20 protein-coding genes are annotated in these 21,041 nt (G+C 68.1%); 6 read left to right on the plus strand and 14 right to left on the minus strand.

Annotated features, from left to right (window positions below):
* Positions 1-2: 2 nt before the first annotated feature.
* Together JNUCC0626_RS22470 and JNUCC0626_RS22475 are read right to left on the minus strand one after the other, a co-directional pair.
* Positions 3-767 carry a hypothetical protein gene (locus JNUCC0626_RS22470; RefSeq protein ID WP_394621745.1) on the minus strand — a complete coding sequence of 255 codons (765 nt, stop codon included), beginning with the start codon at positions 765-767 and terminating at the stop codon, positions 3-5.
* An 86-nt stretch (positions 768-853) separates the two neighbouring features.
* Positions 854-1,144, minus strand: coding sequence for a hypothetical protein (locus tag JNUCC0626_RS22475; protein WP_285646288.1), 291 nt, complete (start codon positions 1,142-1,144; stop codon positions 854-856).
* Positions 1,145-1,371: 227 nt separating this feature from the next.
* Here JNUCC0626_RS22475 and edd point away from each other — a divergent pair, with 227 nt between their 5' ends.
* The 4 genes from edd (at position 1,372) to JNUCC0626_RS22495 (ending at position 7,489) form a co-directional block, all read left to right on the plus strand.
* Entirely contained in the window at positions 1,372-3,228 is a 1,857-nt protein-coding gene (edd, locus tag JNUCC0626_RS22480) for a phosphogluconate dehydratase (RefSeq protein WP_394621746.1), read from the plus strand.
* Between the two features lie 214 nt (positions 3,229-3,442).
* Positions 3,443-4,066, plus strand: a complete 624-nt coding sequence (gene eda, locus JNUCC0626_RS22485) for a bifunctional 4-hydroxy-2-oxoglutarate aldolase/2-dehydro-3-deoxy-phosphogluconate aldolase (protein ID WP_394622077.1) — start codon at positions 3,443-3,445, stop codon at positions 4,064-4,066.
* 226 nt (positions 4,067-4,292) lie between these two features.
* The gene (locus JNUCC0626_RS22490) at positions 4,293-6,254 is read left to right on the plus strand and encodes a PEP/pyruvate-binding domain-containing protein (RefSeq protein ID WP_394621747.1); all 1,962 of its coding nucleotides are present in this window, start codon (positions 4,293-4,295) and stop codon (positions 6,252-6,254) included.
* On the plus strand, positions 6,254-7,489 hold the full coding sequence (locus tag JNUCC0626_RS22495) for an MFS transporter (protein ID WP_394621748.1): 1,236 nt from the start codon (positions 6,254-6,256) through the stop codon (positions 7,487-7,489). Before JNUCC0626_RS22490 ends, JNUCC0626_RS22495 begins: the two co-directional genes overlap by 1 nt.
* On the opposite strand, the gene JNUCC0626_RS22500 is transcribed toward JNUCC0626_RS22495, so the two are convergent.
* The 3 genes from JNUCC0626_RS22500 to JNUCC0626_RS22510 form a co-directional block, all read right to left on the minus strand.
* The gene (locus JNUCC0626_RS22500) at positions 7,449-9,989 is read right to left on the minus strand and encodes a helix-turn-helix transcriptional regulator (protein ID WP_394621749.1); all 2,541 of its coding nucleotides are present in this window, start codon (positions 9,987-9,989) and stop codon (positions 7,449-7,451) included. The genes JNUCC0626_RS22495 and JNUCC0626_RS22500 overlap by 41 nt on opposite strands.
* A gap of 199 nt (positions 9,990-10,188) precedes the next feature.
* Positions 10,189-10,602, minus strand: a complete 414-nt coding sequence (locus JNUCC0626_RS22505) for a zf-HC2 domain-containing protein (protein WP_394621750.1) — start codon at positions 10,600-10,602, stop codon at positions 10,189-10,191.
* A gap of 2 nt (positions 10,603-10,604) precedes the next feature.
* Positions 10,605-11,132, minus strand: a complete 528-nt coding sequence (locus JNUCC0626_RS22510) for a sigma-70 family RNA polymerase sigma factor (protein ID WP_394621751.1) — start codon at positions 11,130-11,132, stop codon at positions 10,605-10,607.
* 257 nt (positions 11,133-11,389) lie between these two features.
* Here JNUCC0626_RS22510 and JNUCC0626_RS22515 point away from each other — a divergent pair, with 257 nt between their 5' ends.
* The gene (locus JNUCC0626_RS22515; RefSeq protein WP_394622078.1) at positions 11,390-12,619 is read left to right on the plus strand and encodes a DUF4142 domain-containing protein; all 1,230 of its coding nucleotides are present in this window, start codon (positions 11,390-11,392) and stop codon (positions 12,617-12,619) included.
* 32 nt (positions 12,620-12,651) lie between these two features.
* Here the strand turns inward: JNUCC0626_RS22515 and JNUCC0626_RS22520 are convergent, their stop codons facing one another.
* Genes JNUCC0626_RS22520 through JNUCC0626_RS22530 form a run of 3 tightly spaced genes read right to left on the minus strand, consistent with a single transcriptional unit; the run spans position 12,652 to position 15,352 of the window.
* Positions 12,652-13,788 (minus strand): AAA family ATPase, encoded by a 1,137-nt coding sequence (locus JNUCC0626_RS22520; protein ID WP_394621752.1) that lies wholly within the window; start codon positions 13,786-13,788, stop codon positions 12,652-12,654.
* Positions 13,781-14,548 (minus strand): RNA ligase family protein, encoded by a 768-nt coding sequence (locus tag JNUCC0626_RS22525; protein WP_394621753.1) that lies wholly within the window; start codon positions 14,546-14,548, stop codon positions 13,781-13,783. The genes JNUCC0626_RS22520 and JNUCC0626_RS22525 overlap by 8 nt, the downstream gene beginning before the upstream one ends.
* A 42-nt stretch (positions 14,549-14,590) precedes the next feature.
* Positions 14,591-15,352 carry a hypothetical protein gene (locus JNUCC0626_RS22530; RefSeq protein WP_394621754.1) on the minus strand — a complete coding sequence of 254 codons (762 nt, stop codon included), beginning with the start codon at positions 15,350-15,352 and terminating at the stop codon, positions 14,591-14,593.
* A gap of 146 nt (positions 15,353-15,498) precedes the next feature.
* Here JNUCC0626_RS22530 and JNUCC0626_RS22535 point away from each other — a divergent pair, with 146 nt between their 5' ends.
* Entirely contained in the window at positions 15,499-16,296 is a 798-nt protein-coding gene (locus JNUCC0626_RS22535; protein ID WP_394621755.1) for a S1 family peptidase, read from the plus strand.
* A gap of 65 nt (positions 16,297-16,361) precedes the next feature.
* On the opposite strand, the gene JNUCC0626_RS22540 is transcribed toward JNUCC0626_RS22535, so the two are convergent.
* From JNUCC0626_RS22540 to JNUCC0626_RS22565, 6 genes are all read right to left on the minus strand, one after another.
* On the minus strand, positions 16,362-17,165 hold the full coding sequence (locus JNUCC0626_RS22540) for an alpha/beta fold hydrolase (RefSeq protein ID WP_394621756.1): 804 nt from the start codon (positions 17,163-17,165) through the stop codon (positions 16,362-16,364).
* A 158-nt stretch (positions 17,166-17,323) separates the two neighbouring features.
* Positions 17,324-17,776 (minus strand): MarR family winged helix-turn-helix transcriptional regulator, encoded by a 453-nt coding sequence (locus JNUCC0626_RS22545; RefSeq protein ID WP_394621757.1) that lies wholly within the window; start codon positions 17,774-17,776, stop codon positions 17,324-17,326.
* A gap of 78 nt (positions 17,777-17,854) precedes the next feature.
* On the minus strand, positions 17,855-18,361 hold the full coding sequence (locus tag JNUCC0626_RS22550; RefSeq protein WP_394621758.1) for a regulatory protein RecX: 507 nt from the start codon (positions 18,359-18,361) through the stop codon (positions 17,855-17,857).
* A gap of 13 nt (positions 18,362-18,374) precedes the next feature.
* Entirely contained in the window at positions 18,375-19,421 is a 1,047-nt protein-coding gene (gene recA, locus JNUCC0626_RS22555) for a recombinase RecA (RefSeq protein WP_045309366.1), read from the minus strand.
* Between the two features lie 147 nt (positions 19,422-19,568).
* The gene (locus tag JNUCC0626_RS22560; RefSeq protein WP_394621759.1) at positions 19,569-19,763 is read right to left on the minus strand and encodes a DUF3046 domain-containing protein; all 195 of its coding nucleotides are present in this window, start codon (positions 19,761-19,763) and stop codon (positions 19,569-19,571) included.
* Positions 19,764-19,772: 9 nt separating this feature from the next.
* The gene (locus tag JNUCC0626_RS22565; RefSeq protein ID WP_394621760.1) at positions 19,773-21,029 is read right to left on the minus strand and encodes an MFS transporter; all 1,257 of its coding nucleotides are present in this window, start codon (positions 21,027-21,029) and stop codon (positions 19,773-19,775) included.
* Between the last annotated feature and the right edge of the window lie 12 nt (positions 21,030-21,041).

A 21,041-nucleotide genomic window follows, 5' to 3' on the forward strand; every position in this document is an offset into this window, starting at 1 on the left:
CCTTAGTTGATGAAGCGGAGGTCGGAGATCGTTCCCGAGGCGACCAGCGCGACGTACAGGTCCGTGAGGCAGACGAAGATCAGCGAAGCCCACGCCAGTTGCATGTGGCGGTTGTTGAGCTTGGAGATCTGCGTCCACGTCCAGTAGCGGACCGGGTGCTTGGAGAAGTGCTTGAGACGTCCACCCGCGATGTGGCGGCAGGAGTGGCAGCTCAGCGTGTAGGCGGCGAGCAGGCTGACGTTGACCAGCAGGATGATGTTGCCCAGGCCGAGGCCGGTGCTGAACGCCGACACCGCGTCGTAGATGTTGACCAGCAACAACAACGAGGCCGCGTAGAAGAAGTAGCGGTGCAGGTTCTGCGCGATGAGCGGGAACCGGGTCTCACCGGTGTACTTGCTGTGCGGCTCGGCCACGGCGCACGCGGGCGGCGACGCCCAGGCCGCGCGGTAGTAGGCCTTGCGGTAGTAGTAGCAGGTGATCCGGAATCCCAGCAGGAACGGGATGATCAGCAGCGGCGGTGTCAGGAACCCCGGCAGCGCGGGGAACCACTGCCCGAAGTGCGATGCCGCGGGGACGCACTCCTCCGTGAGACACGGCGAGTACATCGGTGTGAGGTAGTGGTACTGGTCGACCCAGTAGTAGTCCCCCTGGAACGTGCGGAACGCCGCGTAGATCGAGATGAGCAGCAGGCCGACGAATGTCGTCAGCGGCGGCAACCACCATCGGTCCGTGCGCAGAGTCCTGGCGGCGATCTCTGCCCTCGCCATTGGTCACCTTTCTGGGGGTCCACGTCGTTGTGGAACAAACGCGTAACGGCCCCCGCTGTCCGCGAGGGCCGTGAGGTCGGGCTGGGTCAGGTCCGGTTCCGGTACCCACCGAGTCCTTCGTCGTCCGCGTCCTTCCAGAGCGACTCGTCGTAAGGCGTGTCTGGCACGACCACGACCTCGCGTTCCACTTGAGGCGCTTCGCGCTGCCTCGGGGTGCTGAGGTCGACGAGTTCGGAAGCGTCGATGTCCATGCGTTCCACGTCGTTGGCCAGACGCTGAACCGCAGCCACGTCGCCGTATCGGGCGCGCAGATTGCTGACGGCATGCCGCATCTGACCGATGACCCGGCGCAGCTCGACGATCTCCGTGGAGTTCATGGGACACCTCCGTTCCAAGGTCGTGCCCCGCACTCTGCCCAATCTCAAGCCATGTGACAAGCACCACACGCCAAGATTCAAAACTGGTTCAGTCCCAGTTACTGAATCGTTTTTGTGTCTACGACCAGCCATGACTTACTGTGTGTGGCGTCACGCCCGTCCGTGGGACGCCACCGTTGTCGTCTCGTAAGGGCCCCACCACGGCCCGTGATGACCCGGAGACCCCCATGACCGAACTGCATCCTGTTCTGACAGAGGTGACACGCCGCATCGCCGCCCGCAGCGCCGACTCGCGCCGTGCGTACCTCGAACGCGTGGCCGCCGCCGCGCAGGACGGAACGTCCCGGTCCGGCTTCGCGTGCAGCAACCTGGCGCACGGCTTCGCCGGAATCACCGGCGGCGACAAGGCGGCGCTGCGCGCGCTGCGCAAGTCCAACGTCGCGATCGTGTCGTCCTACAACGACATGCTGTCGGCCCACCAGCCGTTCCAGGAGTACCCGGCCTGGATCAAGGACTCCGTGCGCTCGGCGGGCGGTGTGTCCCAGTTCGCCGGCGGTGTGCCCGCCATGTGCGACGGCATCACCCAGGGCCGCGAGGGCATGGAGCTGTCGCTCTTCAGCCGCGACGTCATCGCCATGTCGACCGGCGTGGCCCTGTCGCACGAGATGTTCGACGCCGCCGTGCTGCTGGGCGTGTGCGACAAGATCGTGCCCGGACTGCTGATCGGCGCGCTGTCGTTCGGGCACCTGCCGTCGATCCTGGTGCCCGCGGGCCCCATGGCGTCGGGCCTGTCGAACAAGGAGAAGGCGCGCGTCCGGCAGCTCTACGCGGAGGGCAAGGCGTCCCGCGAGGACCTGCTGGAGGCCGAGGCCGCCTCGTACCACTCCCCCGGCACCTGCACGTTCTACGGCACCGCGAACTCGAACCAGATGGTCGTCGAGGTCATGGGCCTGCACCTGCCGGGCGCCTCGTTCGTGCCGCCGGGCACGACGCTCCGCCGCGCGCTGACCGAGCACGCCGGACGCCGCGCCGTCGAGATGGCCCGCGGCGAGCACTACACCCCGATCGCGCACGTCGTGGACGAGAAGGCCGTCGTCAACGGTGTGGTGGCGTTGCTGGCCACCGGTGGTTCGACGAACCACACGATGCACCTCGTCGCCATCGCCGCCGCCGCGGGCATCGAGCTGAGCTGGGACGACTTCTCCGACCTGTCGTCCGTCGTGCCGCTGATCGCCCGCGTCTACCCCAACGGCGGCGCCGACATCAACCACTTCCAGGCGGCGGGCGGCGTCCAGTTCGTCGTCGGCACCCTGCTCGACTCCGGCCTGCTGCACGCCGACGTGAACACCGTCGCGGGCCACGGCCTCGACCGCTACCGCCAGGAGCCGATGCTGGCCGACGGCGAGCTGATCTGGGTCGACGGCCCCGGCCGCTCCCTGGACACCGACGTCCTGCGCCCCGTCACCGAGCCGTTCGCCTCCGACGGCGGTCTGCGGATGCTCTCCGGCAACCTCGGCCGCTCGGTCATCAAGGTGTCGGCCGTCGCCGTCGAGAACCACGTCGTCGAGGCCCCGGCCCGCGTGTTCACCACGCAGGAGGCGTTCCAGGAGGCCTTCAAGGCGGGCGAACTCGACCGCGACGTGGTCGTCGTCGTCCGGCAGCAGGGACCGCAGGCCAACGGCATGCCCGAACTGCACAAGCTCACACCGCCGCTCGGTGTGCTGATGGACCGCGGCTACAAGGTCGCGCTGGTGACCGACGGCCGCATGTCCGGCGCGTCGGGCAAGATCCCGGCCGCGATCCAGCTGACGCCCGAAGCCGCCGTCGGCGGACCGCTGGGGCGGGTGCGCGACGGCGACGTCCTCCGGCTGGACGCCTCGGCCGGGACGCTGGAGGTCCAGGTCTCCGCCGACGAACTCGCGTCGCGGCCGCTGGTCGACTTCCCGCCGACCAGCCGGGAGTGGATGGGCACGGGGCGCGAGCTGTTCGCGGCGTTGCGGCGGAGCGTCGGGCCGGCGGATCGCGGGGCCACGGTGTTCGGCCCGATCACGGCCGACCACTTCGCGCCGGTCACGCACCACTAGGTGGATGGCAAGCTTGCCGGGAGGTCGTCAACATCGACGCCGTCAACGTCGAGGTTGACGACCTCATCGTCGTCAACGTCGTCAACCTCGCGTCAACGTCGTCAATGTCAGCATCAACGTCGTCAATGTCGTCAACGTTGAGAACATCAGCAGCAGGATCCCGGCAAGGAGAGCAGCAGTGACCAACGGCGACAACCCCAGCGACGTTCTTCGGGTGAGCACCGGCGCGGACCTCCTCGGTCTCTCGCCCGTCATCCCCGTCGTCGTGGTCGACGACGCCGACCACGCGGTGCCGCTCGCCCAGGCACTGCTGCGCGGGGGCGTGCGCGTCATCGAACTGACGCTGCGCACCCCGGCCGCGCTCGCCGCGATCGAGAACGTCGCCCGTGAGGTGCCGGAGATCGTGATCGGCGCGGGCACCGTGACGGCGCCGGAGCACGCCGAGCAGGCCGCGAAGGCCGGGGCGGCGTTCCTCGTCACCCCCGGCACGACCGAGCGGGTGCTCGACGCCGCCGACGCGACCGGGCTGCCGTACCTGCCGGGCGCGGCGACGGTGTCCGAGGTGATGCGGCTGGCCGAGCGCGGGCTGACGGCGCTCAAGTTCTTCCCGGCCGAGGCGGCGGGCGGCGCCGACTACCTGAAGTCGATCGGTGGGCCGATCCCGCACGTCCGGTTCTGCCCGACCGGCGGCATCACCCCGCAGAGCGCGCCGAACTACCTGAAGCTCGCGAACGTCGGGTGCGTCGGCGGCTCGTGGCTCGCGCCCAAGGACGCCCTCGTGCAGGGCGACTGGGAGCGGATCGAGCGGCTCGCCAGGGAGTCCACCCAGCTCGGCTGACACACCGGGTAACCCAGATCACGAACCGGAAGTTCGGCTCACCCCACGAGACCGGCGTCCCACCACGTTGGATTCTTCACCCAACGGGCGGTGACGCCGGTCTCCAATTAACAAGGGGTTGATGGAAAGTGAACCGGACACGAACCAAATGAGATTCGGACTGGAATAACCCCACCTACAGCGATGTCACACTCACTCGTTGCAATCGAGCGCGAGAGGAGCGGATGTGGCTGTCCAGGAAGCCGACGTGGCGGGGCTGGTCGGGGAACCGCTGACCATGTCAGCATTCAACCAGCTGTCCGGCAGTCTGGGTGGTTATTCATTCGTCAAGGTGGTGGTGGACCGGCAGAACGACACCATCCACTTCCTGAACAACGCGCGCCACGAGTTCCACGCGATCTACATCGGGACCGAGATCCTGGGCATCGCCGAAAGCGAGCTGCGGGCGCGGATCGACGAGTTCAACCAGAGCTTCTACCACGCCTCTGACCGGCGGTTCTTCCTCGGCATCCTGTCGCTGCACCAGCGCGAGGACCGGCACATGTTCTCGCTGGAGACCGTCGAGGTCGACACCATGTCGGCGGACATGATCGAGTTCTTCCACGCCGAGGTGCGCCGCAACGTCGACGCCGCCACGCCGTTGTTCTTCAAGCCCGCGAACCACCTCCAGGAACAGGCCGTCGCCGGAATTCCGGCGGAACGGCTGCCGCGGATCCTCGCCCACGAACTGTTCTCGACGGCGGAGTTCGTCGCATTGAACCCGGGCGTCACCAAGGGCCGGTTGCGCGCATTCCGCGACGAGCGCGAGTACCGCGAGAACACCCTCGAATGGTTCGACATCGTGGTGATGCACCGCGTTCCGGACGACATTCCGCGGCTCGCCGGCATCATCAACGCGAGCCACACGACGCCGTTGTCGCACACGAACGTCCTGGCGACCGGCTGGTCGATTCCGAACGCCATCCAGATCGGGGCGTTCGAGCTGATCGATCGGGAGAACCTCGACGGCCAGTGGGTCGAGTACGAGGTGTCGGCGAAGGGCGCCGGGGTCGGGTTGCGGCTGATCGACGAGCCGCAGGACCTCGGCCAGCGGCCCGCCTGGTACGCGCAGCGCGTCACGCTCGACGAGCCCGAGCACACCTACAACCCGATCGTGAACCTCGCGAAGATCCGCTACAACGACAGCCACCGCTACGGCACGAAGGCCGCGAACCTCGGCGAGCTGCACCACGTGCTCGCCTCCGAGTCACCGCGCCGCCTGCTCGGGTTCTTCTCGGTGCCGCGCCCGCCGCGCGACAACCTCCTGCCCTACCTCCAGAAACTCCTCGACACCGACGAGGACCTGCTCCAGGCGGCCCAGCAGCTCCTCGCGGAACGGGTGCGGGTGCCGCGCGGCGTCGCGCTGCCGTTCTCGCTGCACCAGGGTTTCCTGGAGTCGTCGCCGAAGATCCAGCAGGCCATCGGCAAGCTCAAGATGGCGCTGGAACTCAACGCCCGCGAGATCGAACCGCTGTGCGTCGAACTCCAGCAGCTGATCCGCAAGACCCGCGTGCCGGACTACCTGCTGTCCGAACTGGACACCGCGATCGTCGAGAACCTCGCGGGTGTAAGGACTTTCGTCGTGCGCAGCTCGTCCAACGCCGAGGACCTCGCCGGGTTCTCCGCCGCGGGCATCTACGAGTCGTACAACCACGTCACCAGCGCCGAGAAGATCGTGGAGTCGGTCAAGGAGGTGTGGGCGTCGCTCGTGTCCGCGCGCAGCGTCCGCCTCCGCCAGCAGGCGGGCATCTCGCTGGACGACTGCTTCATGGGCGTCGTGGTCCAGGAACAGGTCAAGGCCGACTTCGGCGGCGTCATGGTCACCACGAACCCCATGAACCGCAGCGACTTCCGCAACGTCTACGTGAACGTCTCGCCGAACGTCACCGACGTCGTCGAGGGCTCGACCCAGCCGATGCAGTACCTGTACTCCACTGTGGAGGGTGGCGGCCGCACGGTCTCCCTCGGCGACGCCACCGAAGACCTCGGTCCCCAAGCCCACCAGCAGTTGCAGCGCCTCGCGATCGTGGGCCGCCTGCTCCAGGCGCACTTCTCGCCGGACTACACGTTCGACTCGCCGGTCGACATCGAATGGCTCGCCACCGACGAGGTCCTGTACGTCCTGCAGCTGCGGCCGTACTCGATCTGATGCTGGGTCTTCGCGTACCGGCGACTCCGGAAGTGGCGCGTGCCGTCCGCCTGACGTACGGCTTCCAGTTCTTCTTCGGGCTGCTGCTGTGGATCCCGGTCTTCTACGAGTACCAGAAGCAGCTCGGGCTGAGCGACGCCGAGATCTTCGGCATCCAGTCGATCTACTACATCGCGTTCTGCCTCATGGAGATCCCGACCGGCATGGTCGCGGACCGCTTCGACTACCGCACGTCGTTGTGGCTCGGCGCGAGCGTGCTGGTCGTCGCGAACCTGGTGCCGGTGCTCGCCGGCAACTACACCGGGTTCCTGGTGCACTTCCTGCTGATCGCGCTGGCCAGGTCGTTGATCTCCGGCGCCCAGAGCGCGTACCTCTACGAGTACCTGCACGCGCACGACGCCGGGCACCTCTACCTCAAGGTCGAGGGCGTCGGGCGGTCGTACAGCCTGATCGGCAAGATCGTGTACTGGCCGGTGATCGGCCTGCTGATGCAGTGGAACATGCCTTCGCCGTACTGGCTCACGGCGATCAACGCCGCGATCGCCGTCGTGTTCGCGCTGAAGCTCCCGCCGATCCCGGGCTGGACGAGGCCGGAAGGCAAAACGGCGAAGCTCCTCGCGGGCGTCGGTGGCGCGTTCAGCGCGCTCAGGACCTCGCGGTGGCTGCTGCTCCTGATGATCCAGGGCATCGCGATGTTCACGCTGGTGCGCATCCTGCAGGTGAACCTCTTCCAGCCCGTCCTCGACACCAAGGACGTCCCGGTCACCTGGTACGGCTCGGTACTCGCCGCGATGACGATCTTCGAGGCCCTCGCCGCCGCCCGTCCGCACTGGCTGTCGCGCAAGATCGGACCGGCGAAGTCGGTGTTCCTGCTGACGATCGTGATGGCGCTGGCGATCGGGTTCATCGCGCCGTCCGGCGGGGTGGTGACGATCGTGTTGCTGTGCCTGTTCTCCGTGACGGCGGGCATGAGCTTCCCCGTGCAGAAGAAGCTGCTCAACGACGCGATCCCGGATTCCCGTTATCGCGCAACGCTGTTGTCGATGGAGTCCATCATGGACCGTGCCGTGTGCGCGGTCGTGGCGATCGCGCTCGGCGCCTACCTCACGAGCGGCAGGCTCGACGAGTTCCTGGTGCTGTCGGCGGCCGTCACCGTGATCGTGATGGCGTTGCTGGCGGGTCTGCTGGTCGTCGTCAGGACCACAAGGCGGCGACGAGCTCAGCTCGTCCCGTGATGCCGAGCTTGCGGTAGGCGCTCGACAGGTGCAGTTCGACGGTGCGGCGAGTGAGGTGCAGGGCTTCGGCGATCTGCCGGTTCGTGAGGCCCTGCGCCGCCATCCGCGCGACCCGGTTCTCCTGCTTGGTGAGGCCCTGCACCTGGTCGTCCTCGTCGCGGACCTCGTCGCCCGCGAGCTTGGCCAGCGGGTGCGCGCTCAGGTGCCGGGCCAGGTCGTAGGCCTGCCGCAGGTGCGGGGTGGCGGCGTCGGCCCGGCCCTTGCGGCGCAGGTGGTGGCCGAGCCAGTACAACGACTGGGCGTGCAGCAGCCGGTGCGGTGACGAGGCCAGCACCTCTTCCGCCTCGAGGAGAACCTCGACGTCGTCGGTGCTGATGCCGACGCTCATCAGGGCCGTCCCGACCACCCGCGGCGAGCCCCACCGCTTGGCCAGGTCGAGTTCCTCATGCGCGAGCCGGACGGCGTCGTCGCGGTTGCCGATCGCGAGGTGCGCGCGCACGGCGTGGTGCCTCCACGGCATGAGCGCCGGGTTCGGCATGTCCCGTTCGGCGAGGCGGCGGCCCGCCTCCAGCAGGTCCTCCAGCCCGCCCTCGGCGTGACACGACGCGAGCTTGAGCCGGCCGCGCGCGTAGACGATGTTGATGTGCTGCAACAGGTTGCCGTCCTCGGCGACGAGCGGGGCGGCCTCGTCGAACTGTCCCATCTCGACGCACACCTCGGCGAGCTTCGCGGTGGCGAGCACGACGGCGGGACAGTTCTGGTTGCCGGTCGACACCGGCGGCGTGAGGAACGTGTAGGCGCGCGCGAGGTCGCCGTTGTTGTGGAACGCCCCGGCGCGGGCGATCATGCTGAGCATCCCGCGGCGCAGGTGCGGGTCGTGCGAGACCGGCGCGGTGCTGTGCGAGAGCCAGAACTTGGTGATGTGCTCGGGGTTGTCGCCGAGCACGGGCACCAGGAACGTGAAGAGGTACGGCTCACCGAAGACGTCGACCCAGTCGCCTTCGAGTGCTTCCAGCGCGTACTCGACGGCCTCGGCGTACGAGTCGCCGCTGCGGGCGTTGCCGACCGCGAGCAACGCCGACCGGGCGCGCTGGAGTTCCGGGGCCTGCGGAATTTCGCCGACGAGGTCCTCGAAGTACTTGCCCGCGCAGTTGGCCATCCGCGCGTCCCTGTTGGCGGACAACAGGTACGTGGTGCAGACGAGGTTCCAGACGAGGTCGCGGTCCTCGGGCAGCAGCCGGGCGACGACCATGATCGCGAGCGAGACGGCGAAGTGCGCGTCGGTGCCGGTGCACATGCGCTGGATCAACGCCAGCGCGACGTTCGCGGCGAGGTGCGGGTCCTCGCAGCGCATCAACGCGTCGCGGACCCGGTCGCGGCCGAGTGCCCTGTCCCGCAGGTGTTCGGTGTGCCCGAGTTCGACCTCGACGGCCAGCCGGTCGGGTTCGGAGAGGTGTTCGTCCAGCGCGCGTTCCAGGTGCTCGACACCGCCGACCTCGCGCAACAGGTCGACAGCCCACGGTAAGCGGACTGATCTGGCCTTCAACACGTGCTCGGCGACGCGCTCGTCCGGGGCGTCGGACTCGAACAGCAGCCAGGCGGCGCGGGCGTGCGCGGCGGACCTGACCGCGACCGGCATGTCGGCGAGAATGCTGTTGCGCACGAACGGATGCAGGAACGTCAGCGGGTCCGTGTCGGCGAGCACGCCGAGCCGGACGAGCGTGTCGACGGCGGGCAGCGCGTCGAACCCGGTGAGCGCCGACAGCAGTTCGAGGCCCGCGTCCCCGTCGAGCACGGCGGCGGACCGCGCGACCTCGGCGGCGCCGGTGTACTCGCGCAGCCGCACGCCGACCATCTCGCCGACCGCGGCCGACCCCTCGCCTTCCTCGCGCAGCAGGGCCTGCAGCAGGTAGGGATTGCCGCCGGTGAGTTCGTGGCAGCGCTTCGGGTCTCGTTCCGGGTGGTCCTCGACGAGCGCTTCGACGGTCACGACGTCGAGTCCGTCGAGGTCGAGGCGGTGCGGGTGGGCGCCGGCGATCTCGGGCAGCGTGACCTCGTCGGTGGCGAGGTAGCCCTGGGACGCGCCGAGCGCGATGACGACGGGCATGTCCCGCAGCCGGGGGCGCAGGTACGCGAGCGCGCGCTTGGAGAAGGTGTCGGCGACGTGGACGTCGTCGATGATCATGAGGATCGGCGTCTTGCGCGCGGAGTTGGCGGCGCGCGCGTACAGCTCTTCCAGGTCGTGTTCGTTGGCGAGGCACGGCGCGAGTTGCCGCACTACGGCGCCGGGCAGGTGGCTTTCCAGCCGGGCGCTCTTGGCGAGCCGGACGGTGAAGCCGCGTTCACGTGCGTCGGCGGCGAGCGCGTCGAGGACCGCCGTCTTGCCGATGCCGAACCCACCGGTGACGACGACGCACGAGCCGTTGCCCATGACCGCGTCGTCCAGCAAGCGTCCGAGAGTCGCGAGTTCCGCGTCCCGGCCGAGCAGTGGAGTTGTCACCTCTGTCTACCCCTTGCCTTCGGTACCGAGAGGACCGCAGGTCGAAGGTTTCGGTGTTCCTTCGGTGCCGACCGTAGAGACCTGCGCTTCGTCGTCGGGCAAACTTACCCACAGGTAACGGTTAACGGAACGGGAGCGAGCGATGGTCTTCGCCGGGCTGATGCGCGCGTGGTTGCGCCTTGCCCGTCTGCTGACCAGCTCACATGCGTTCGACCAGCGGGAATCCCTCGTGGTGAGAGGGTGCCGCGCGCGTGAGGGTGCCGACGTCCACGGTGTCGACGCCGTGAGAGGACAGCGACTCCACGACCGAGAGCACCGCGGCGACGGCCACCACGATGCCCGCCGCCACCACCAGGATGCTGCGCGCGATCGGACACGGCTCGCGCGCCGGCGGGTGGGTGCGCAGCACCGGCCGCAGCACGGGCGCGAACATGCCGAAGTCGGCCGCGTCGCGCTCGCAGTCTTCGCACCCGGCTAGGTGCCTCGAGAACCTGACGTGCTCGGCCGGGTCGAGCACGCCCAGCACGTAAGCCGCCACATCACCGCACGGCCCCTCCGGGCTCGTGCGGTTTTCGTCGTTCTGCTGCTCGTGATGTGGTTGACGGGTCACCATCACTAGCTCCTGTCCTGCAGCGCCCGGCGGATCGTGTGCATCGCCTTGTACAACCGGGACTTGACGGTTCCTTCCGGGACTCCGAGAACGTGCGCGGCCTCCTTCACCGTTCGTCCCATGACATACGTTTCGTAGATTGCCGACCGGTGTTCATCACTCAATTGGCGTACTACGTCGGTGATAACCATTACCGAAAGTGTCTGCTCGGTGTCGTCCGGAGATTCGGCGATGTCCGGTCGCAACAATTCCACTTCCTGCGGGCGCGCCTGTCGGCTGCGCCATCCGTCGATCACAATGCGACGAGCCACAGTACAAAGCCAGCCGCGCAACATACCGGGTTCCCGAACGAGATGCGCGGAGTTCTGCCAAGCCCTGATCAACGTCTCTTGAACGACGTCTTCCGTCCACTGGCGGTCGTAGTTGGTCAGGCACAGGACCTGCGAGAACAACATCCTCTGGAACTGCCCGTAGAGCAACGTGAGCAATTCTTCGTCCTGGTGGGCTTGTGCGACTTTGCCCTGATCACCCATGAAGCTGACGACCTCCCCAGATATCGGCGACGTTCGCTTCGGGCGGCAGACCTAGCGACTCGGTGGCCGAGCGTGGAATCCATCGGATCCTACATCGTGAACACGAAAAGCTCTCGGGTACGTAAATTCGGTCCGAATGGTTCGCCGAAAGCGATGTGATCCACGTCACATGCCTATTCTCACGCACCCGTGAACTCAGGCACCACCAGCGCGTATCACCTTCGAAGGCAGCTCGATCGCGGGGAGGAACGAGCACTATGCGTCACCAGTTGGGCACGCTGGGACAGCAGGTAGCACTGTTTGTCATCCTGTCAGCCGTATTCCTGGGAGCTTTCATCGGAGCCGTCCCGGCCAATGCGCAATCAACAGAAGTGCAGCCGTCGGATCGTTCGTTCATGGTGTCTCTGCGCCAAGCGAACTCTTGGTTGGTACCGGTGAGCAAAGAAGCTCCGGCACGCACCACCAATGCAGCGATAAGCAACACCGGAAGGGACGTCTTCGAGGGACATTCACGACTCGACGTCGACCTTCTGAAATCCGCCGAAGGACTCGGCGTGGTCCTGCCGAACGACGTCAGCAGTGAACACCAGTCACTCATCGCCGAGATGGCGGAACGCACCGGCGACAACCACGACAGCGCCTACGCGACGATCGTCCGGCAGGCGCAGGGCGGCCTTCTGGTGATGGCCGTGCAAACACGCGCGACAACGCAGAACACCGCAATTCGCACCCTGGCTCACCAGACCGTGCAAATGCTGGTCCGCACCATGACGACGCTGGAGAACACCGGCAAGGTCGACCCGTCCGCATTCGAATTGGTGACGGCCAAGGCGCAGGTGAACGCGGTGCGCGTCATCGGTCAGAACATCGAACCGTCGGACCGGGAATTGCTCGTTCTGCTCACCCAGCACTCGCTCTGGCAGAAACCGGCGAGCCGCGAGAGCTCCGACCGCGCCCGCGACGCGAAGGTCCGCAAGGTGGCGGGCCAGCTCGCCGCCGAGCACACGCAGCTGGCGCAGGCGGTCACGGAGGCGGCCCGCCAGATCGGCGTCGACCTCCCGTCCGAACCGACCACGGAGCAGAAGTCGTGGGCGAACGCCATCTCGGCGAGCTCGGGCGACGAACTCGACAACATGTACGCGAACCTGGCCCGCGCCGCGGACGGCACGCTCATCACGCAGGTCGCCCAGGCGCGGGCCACGACGAGGAACCTGCCCGCGCGCATCGCCTCCCAGACCGCGCTGACCCTGCTCCTCAAGCACATGCTCCTGCTGGAGAGCACCGGCCTGGTCAAGGCGAACTCCCTGCAGATGTCCGACATCCCGGCCATCGCGCAGTCCAAACCGAACAGCAGCCCGGCACCGCAGCCCGACGACTCGTCCACGAGCATCGGCTTCCTCACCGGCATCGCCGTTCTCGTCGTCGCCGGTGCCGGCACCCTCTGGCTCGTTCGGGCGGTGGGCCACCACGGCGAACACCGGCGCTGATATATCGGATATCGCCCTCGCTAACCGATATATCAGCGCAGGGAAGTGTCTACGAGATCAACGACGTGCGCTTCGGTCACGTCGACGGCCTCCCACTTGGCAGCGAGCCGGTCGATCACGGCGGCCGGCACCGGGTCGGGACGGGCCTGGTTGCGGGCGTGGATCACGTTCCTCGGTGCTTCGAGCCCGACGAGCGTGATCCGGGCCCGGTAGTCGGCGGCGAGGCCGATGCAGCGTTCCCGGATCTGTTGGGAGATGTTGGTCGCGTTCCACACGAACGGCTCCCCCGCGCGCAGCAGCACACGGGCTTCTTCGAGCGCGGCGGCGGCAACGGCTCGTTGGTCGCCGTCGGGCGCGATGCCGAGCCGCTGCCGCACCGCGTCGAGGCTGACCACCCGCCAACCGGGGCGGTGGGTGGCGATCCAGTGGTCCTTGCCGACACCGGGCAGTCCGGACAGAACCGTCACCTCGACGCGCGTGTCGTCGTAGGCGGCGTAGGACGGATCGCGGCCGGGCGTGCGGAAGTACCGGAAGCGCGCGTGGTCGGACGGAAAGTCGCGCGGCCGGTCCAGGCACGACCGTTCGCGGCAGTACTCCTCGAACAGCGCGATGTTCTCCAGCACGACGTCGGCGTCGGAGCAGACGCGGCCGAGGATGTCGGCGCGGGCGAGGGTCGCGAGGTCGTCGTTGCGCGCGAGCAGGCTCACCCGGAACGCGATGCGGTCGAGGTCCGGGCGTTCGAGAGCCCAGAACGGCACCTGGTGGTGGCGAATCAACGCGGCCACGTGCTCGCGCCAGGCGATCGGGCGACCCATCTCCCACAGCAGGGTGCGAGCCATCAGGTCACCGGCTCGCGAGTGGCCGTGAGCGGTGATGCGGCCGTCGGTGATCTGGGTGCGGAACGGCTTGGCGACGTCATGCAGCAGCACCGTCGCGAACAACCGCACACGGTCCGGCTCAGGTCGCGCGCGCCATTCGGGCAACGACGCCAAGGCCTCGCACGCCATGCGGGTGTGTGTCGCGACGTCACCCTCGGCGTGGTGCACGGGATCTTGCGGCACGCCTTCGAGAGCGCGCACCCACGGGAACGCGTCGCGCACGGCGTCCCAGTCGAGCGTCCACTCCGGACCGCTCGGACAGAGCCTTTCGAACACAGGTTGGTCAAACACGGGCCACCACCTGGTTCGGCAGGATCGGGCGGTCCTGCCAGTGGCTGCCCGAGTCCAGCACGGCGGTGAGGAACGTCGGCCGCACCCACTTGTAGCGCTCGACTGTGCGCCCGCCCTCCTCCACCTTGATGTAGAGGCCTTCCATGTCGTCGTCGGAATCCGTTTCCGCGACAACGACTTCCGGGTCCTGACCCAGCGCACGGGCCGAGGCCACCAACGCCGCACGCCACCCCGGGGTGCGGCACGTCGACGGGCCGAGCAACGCGGTCAGGTCCTTCAGCCGGCGCAACTCCCCCTCGTGCAACACCGGCACGGACACCACCGGCGTGCCGGCGAGCAGCCGTCGGCGTTCCGGTGTGGACAGGAACTCGCCGGTCTCCCGGTCGAGCAGGTCGAACTCGCAGAAGTGGTGCGGCAGCGCGTCGTAGAACACGGTGTGCTTGGCATAAAGCCATTCCCCGTAAAGAACGAACCGCGTGCCGAGCCGCTCCCACAGCACTCCCTGGTGCGTCGCGGCCCACGCCTTCAACGGCGCGAACTGCCGTTCGCGCGGCCCACCGGCCAGGAAGTGACCGCGGGACTGGAGCTTGAGCACGCCACCGGAGTCGAAGCTGATGCCCGCGTTGGCGCCGTCGAGCTTCTCCTCGACGACGAGGTGCCGCCCCGCGATCGCGCGGAACGGCACCTGGTCGAGGTCCTCGTCGCCCGGTTGCAGGCGCGAGCCCTCGAGGTGGGGCGTTCGCGGGTACTTGCGCAACATGCCCCGATTTGTAACCCGTCCGTGCGCCCGCGAGCGAACGGTTTACGCCTGCCCGACGAACGCCGCCTTGGCCGAGTTGAACGTCGGCTCGAACACGAGCTGCATCTCACCGGGCTGCGCACCCACCGCGTACGCGACGTGGAACGTGTAGGTCTTGCCCGGCAACACGGTCGCCGAGTCGTACGTGCTGTCGCAGCCGCCGCTGCTGTCGAACACCATCTCGGCCTTCTGCCCGTTGAACTGCGCATCGGTGCCGATCGACATCAGCGCGGTCTCGAACGCGGCGGTCGTGCCGTTGGTGATGGTGATCTCGAACTTCACCGCGCGGGCGATGGACGACGGCACCGCGAACTGACCCGGCTGGCACGCGACCGGCGCGGCGACGTCGACCGCGAGGCCGTTGTCCCAGGTGAACCGCTTGCCCCAGGTGGGGTTCTGCACCAGCGCGTCCTGCTTCGCGGGCTCACCGGGAGTGCCGACCTGGCCCTGGTTGGTGTCGCCGAGGATCTTGTCCAGCTCCTCGACCGCGGCCTGCTGCGCGACCATCGTCAGCACGATCGCCACGACGCAGAGGACGACGCCGATCGCCGCCAGCACCTTGCGCGTGCCGAACAACGCGATCACGCCGAGCACGACGCCGAGGAACGCGCCGATCGCGGTGAGGTTGTTGAAGAAGATGAGCCACGAACTGAGGATGCCGACGATCCCGAGGATCACCGAGGTCCAGGCGAGCGCACCGAACCGGGCGGGCTTCGGCGGTGCGACCGGGGGTTCGGCGTAGGCGGGCGGCATCGGGTAGGTCATCACGGCTCCTGGCGGTTGCGATGTGTGACCACGACGTCGATTGGTCCGCTTCGACTGTTAGCTCCGCCCAGCTCCGTCACCCGATCGAGTTATGGAGCGGCCAGTCAGCCGACTCCTGAAGGTAGTTGATCGACTACGATCCGTGCATGGCACGACGACTCGTCGCAACCCTGCTCATCGCGTTCACAGCCCTCGGCATCACGACCACTCCCGCCCAGGCCGCCGACTTCACCGGCGCGGTGAAGCTGAACAACTGCTCGGGTTCGCTCGTCCGCCTGCCCGGCTCGACCCCGTCCGACCAGGCGCTCGTGCTCACTAACGCCCACTGCGTCGAACTGATGAAGCCAGGATCCGTGCTCACCGAGGTCCCGGCGAACCGCGACTTCACGCTGCTCAGCGGCTCCGGCGCACCCCTCGCGAAGCTGAAGAGCACCGAGATCGTCTACGCGACCATGACCGGCACCGACGCCGCGCTCTACCGGCTCGACCAGACCTACCGCCAACTTCAGCAGAAGCACGGCGGCCGCGCGCTCACCCTGTCCGCGTCCCGCCCCTCCGCCCGGTCCGAGATCCGGATCGTCTCCGGCTACTGGACGAAGATCTACTCGTGCGAGGTCGACGCCGTCGTCCACCAGGTCAGGGAAGCGAAGTGGACCTGGACCGACTCGCTGCGCTACACGCCGTCCTGCGACACCATCGGCGGCACGTCCGGCTCGCCGATCCTCGACACGAGCGGCAAGGTCGTCGGCGTCAACAACACGGGCAACGAAAGCGGCGGCCGCTGCACGATGAACAACCCGTGCGAGGTCGACACCGCCGGCAAGATCACCGTCCACAAAGGCATCGGCTACGGCCAGCAGACCGCAGATCTCGTCGCCTGCTTCGGCCCCGGCGCAACCCTCGACCTCACCCTGCCCGGCTGCGCGGTCGCGAAACCCGCGTAGCCCCGGACACGGGGAAACCGGGACGCCCCTGCCCGCGTCCCGGTTTCCCCGTCCTTCCGCCGTGCTTACCGCGCGGCGCGCACGATCAGGTCGGCCACGGCGTCCGGGTGCGACACGGCCACCGAGTGCGACGCGTTCTTGACCTCGACCAGCTCACGGGCGTGGGCGCGCTGGGCCATCCACTTCGTCGCGGCCAGCGGGATGTTCTTGTCCTTGCCTGCCACCAGGAAGTACGACGGGATCGTCTTCCACGCGGGCTCGCCGGCCTGCTCGTTCAGCGCGGTGTCGTTGATCGGCCGCTGGGTCGCCGCCGCGATCGTCGCGTCCTTGCGGGACACGTCAGCCGCGAACTGCTGCCAGTACTTGTCCTGCGCGATCACCAGGTCAGTGGTGCCGTCGCCGAGCGGGATCGGCCGCACCGCGTCCCCGAGGCTGCTGCCGGGGAACTTGCCGGTCAGGCCGAGGGCGCTCTCGCCCTTCTCCGGCGCGAACGCCGCGATGTAGACGAGCGACTTCACGTTCTTGTTGCCGACCGCCGCGGCCGACTGCACCATGCCGCCGTAGGAGTGCCCGGCTAGGACGATCGGGCCGTCGATCGAGGCCAGCACCTGCTTCAGGTAGTTCGCGTCACCGGAGACCGACCGCAGCGGGTTCGACACCGCCACCACCGGGAACCCCTTGCGCTGCAAGCGATCCACCACGCCGTTCCAGCTGGACGCGTCGGCGAACGCGCCGTGCACCAGCACGACCGTGGGCTTCTTCGCACCGTGCTTCTCGGCGGTCTCGTCGGCAGCGCCCGCGCTGGACGGAACGACAGCGCCCAGCGCCAGGAGCGTTCCCAGGACCGCGATCACCTTGCGAACTCGCATTGCTCTCTCACTCTCTCGTCGGGCACCTTGGAGGTGTCGCATCGCGCTCGATTAGGTCGTGCACGATGTAAATTACCTGACGAGTTACCTCGCACGCGATGTGTTTCAGCTCACCGAGATGAGAGAGCTTGCGAACCAGCGGTGACGGGCAGGCAGGACTAGCGCTCGGCCCCGTGCTTCACGCGGTGCAGCGCCTTGCGCAGGACGGTGATCTCCTCGATGGTCATGCCGAGGGCCTTGCCGAGCTGGTTCGTCATCTCGGCGCCGATCCACTGCAGGTCACGGCCCTTGTCCGTGAGCTGCACGAGCACCGAGCGCTCGTCGTCGGGGTGCGTGACGCGCACCAGCAGGCCGCTCTTCTCCAGCCGCTTGATGAGCGGCGAGAGCGTGCTGTACTCCAGGTCGAGTTCCTGGACGAGCTCCCGGATCGGCCGCGAGTCCCGCTCCCACAGCAGCAGCATCACCAGGAACTGCGGATAGGTGAGGCCCGCCTTGTCGAGGATCGGCCGGTAGAAGCCGGTGACCGCTCGCGACGTCGTGTAGAGGTCGAAGCAGAGCAGGTCGGAGACCGTGGGGGTCTCCGTGGGCGACGCGTCGGGAGTGGTGCTCACGTCAACCAGATTACTCGCGGTAGCGCCGAACTCGGTGCTACCGCGAACGCTGCCGCTCAGACGCCTCCGTCTGAGCGGCTACCACGGCTCGTCCAGCGCCGTCGCCTCGTCGCCCGCGTTGCGCAGTTCGTCGCGGACCACGCGGTAGGCCAGGCCTTCCGCGTAACCCTTGCGCGCCAACGCTCCCACGAGGCGGCGGATCTTCGTCGTCTCGTCCACGCCGGACAGGGTGCGCAGGCGTTTGCGGACGAGTTCGCGGGCCCGTTCTTCCTCGGCCTCGCTGTCGACCGCGGCGACGGCCTCGGCCACCACCTCGTCCGCCACGCCCTTGCGGCGCAGTTCCATGGCCAGGGCGCGGCGGCCCAGGCCGTTGTACGTGTGCCGGGACTGCACCCACATCTCGGCGAACTGCGCGTCGTCGATCAGGCCGGCGCGGTCGAACTTGCCGAGCACGATCTCGGCGGCACCGGCACTGATCCCCTTGCGCAGCAACGCGTCGTACAACTCCTGCCGGGAGCGGGCTCTGGCACCGAGCAGCGCGTAGCAGATGTCCCGTGCCTTGCGCTGCTCTTCAGCCTCGTCCAAACCCCACTACCTCTTAGAACTCGACCGGCGCGGCGGGAACCGTCTCGTCGGCGTCGAGGGTGGCGCCGATGCCGAGCTTGTCCTTGATGCGCTTCTCGACCTCGTTGGCGATGTCCGGGTTGTCCAGCAGGAACTTGCGGGCGTTCTCCTTGCCCTGGCCCAGCTGGTCGCCCTCGTAGGTGTACCAGGCACCCGACTTGCGCAGGATGCCCTGGTCGACGCCCATGTCGATGAGCGAGCCCTCGCGGCTGACGCCCTTGCCGTAGAGGATGTCGAACTCGGCCTGCTTGAACGGCGGCGCGACCTTGTTCTTCACGACCTTGACCCTGGTGCGGTTGCCGACGGGCTCGCCGCCGTCCTTCAGGGTCTCGATGCGGCGCACGTCCAGACGCACGGAGGCGTAGAACTTCAGCGCCTTACCGCCGGTCGTGGTCTCGGGAGACCCGAACATCACGCCGATCTTCTCGCGCAGCTGGTTGATGAAGATCGCGGTCGTGTTGGACGCGCTGAGCGCACCCGTGATCTTGCGGAGCGCCTGGCTCATCAGGCGGGCCTGCAGACCGACGTGGTTGTCGCCCATCTCGCCCTCGATCTCGGCGCGCGGCACGAGAGCGGCGACCGAGTCGATGACCAGGATGTCGAGCGCGCCGGAGCGGACGAGCATGTCCGCGATCTCGAGCGCCTGCTCACCGGTGTCGGGCTGGGAGACCAGCAGCGCGTCGGTGTCGACGCCCAGCTTCTTCGCGTACTCGGGGTCGAGGGCGTGCTCGGCGTCGATGAACGCCGCGATGCCGCCGGCCTTCTGCGCGTTCGCCACGGCGTGCAGCGCCACGGTCGTCTTACCCGACGACTCCGGACCGTAGATCTCGACGACCCGGCCTCGGGGCAGGCCACCAATGCCGAGCGCCACGTCCAGGGCGATCGCGCCGGTCGGGATCACGGCGATGGGGGCACGGCCCTCTTCGCCGAGGCGCATGACCGAGCCCTTGCCGAACTGCTTGTCGATCTGCGCCAGGGCCAGCTCGAGCGCTTTGTCCCGGTCGGGTGCTGCGGGTGCCATCTTGGGTCCACCTTTTGTCGTCTGCCGTTGCTTCGTCATGTTGGACCTGACGCTACTGGCGGGGTCTGACAATTCTGCGAAGCCGGGGGTCGCGGCCACTGTAGCCGAACACGTGTTCGAGCACACGTGACACTCCGAACCGGCTTTTCAGCGACGATTTTCGGGAACTTCGAACGCCTCGCAGACCGCGACCCAGATCTCCTTCGCGCCGATCCCGGCCTCCAGCGCCTGGTCCGCGGTGCGGCCGCCGAGCGCCGACAGGACGTGGTCGCGGGCGATCATCTCGGACCTGACCTGGCCGAACTCCCCCGCCATGAGCTTGCGGAACATGGTGATGCGCACCGGGAGACCCTAACGAACGGGCCTGCGCAGCGATGTCAGCAGGCACACCACGAGCAACGGCAGCGCGGTGAACCCGACGATCAGCCCGAGCGCCGCGTACGACCACGCCGTCACGACGATGCCGGACACCGCTCCCCCGATGGCGCCACCGACGTTCATCACCAGATCGGACAGGCCCTGCGCGGCGGGCCGGTCGTCCACCGGCACGGACTCCGTCAGCAGCGCGGACCCCGCGACCAGCCCGGCCGACCAGCCGAGCCCGAGCAGCGCGAGTCCCGCGGCGAGTTGCGGCGCGTCGTGCGAGGGCGCCATCCCGGCGACCCCGGAGGCCGCCACCACCAGCGACGCGCCGATCGCGAGCACCGGCACGCGCCCGAACCTGTCCGCCATCCACCCGAACAACGGGCTGGCGGCGTACATGGCGGCGACGTGCACGCTGATCACGATGCCGACGATGCGCAGCGACGACCCGGAGTGGTTCATGTGCACCGGCGTCATCGACATCAGCCCCACCATCGCGGTGTGGCACAACATCACACCAACGAGTGCAAGCCGGGCCAGGGGGCCCAGGGATCCCCAGATCTTCAGGCCACCGGGCGTAGCGGTGGATCCCCCGGCACAGTGAGCAGGTTCAACCGGTCGTGTGCTCTTCACGACGACCAGCGGGTCCGGCCGCAGTCCGAACTGGATCACCAGCACGGCGCCGCCGAGCACGACGGCCGCGAGCAGGAACGGCCCCACGCCCGCCGGCAGCCCCAGCGCGCCGGCCGCGCGTCCGGCGGGGTCGGCGAGGTTCGGGCCGATGACCGCGCCGATCATGGCGGCCCACACCACGCGCGAGAGCTCCCGCGCACGGCGGTGCGGATGCGCCAGATCCGTTGCGGCGTACCGAGCCGCGTAGTTCGCGCTGGACGCCCCGCCGAACAGGAGCAGGCCGACCAGCAGCACCTGCCACAGGCCGAGGCCCACGGCGACGGCGGCGATCACCGCGCCGAGCGCGCCCATGCCGTAGCCGAGGACGAGCGCGGGACGACGCCCGCTGCGTTGGGCGAGCCGGGCGCCGGGCAGGGCCAGCAACGCCGCTCCGGCCACGGCCGCCGTCTGCGCGAGGCCGCCGACGGCTTCGGACCCGGACAGCGACGCGGCGATCAGCGTGCTGAACGCGAGGCCGATCGTCACCGCCGCCGACCCCAGGACCTGGGTACCGGTCAGCACGCGGACGACCTTGCGCTGCACGCGTTCGACCTGCGGCGCGGCGGTCACCATGATCACGATCGT

This window comes from Lentzea sp. JNUCC 0626 (assembly GCF_043632865.1).
Lineage (GTDB): Bacteria > Actinomycetota > Actinomycetes > Mycobacteriales > Pseudonocardiaceae > Lentzea.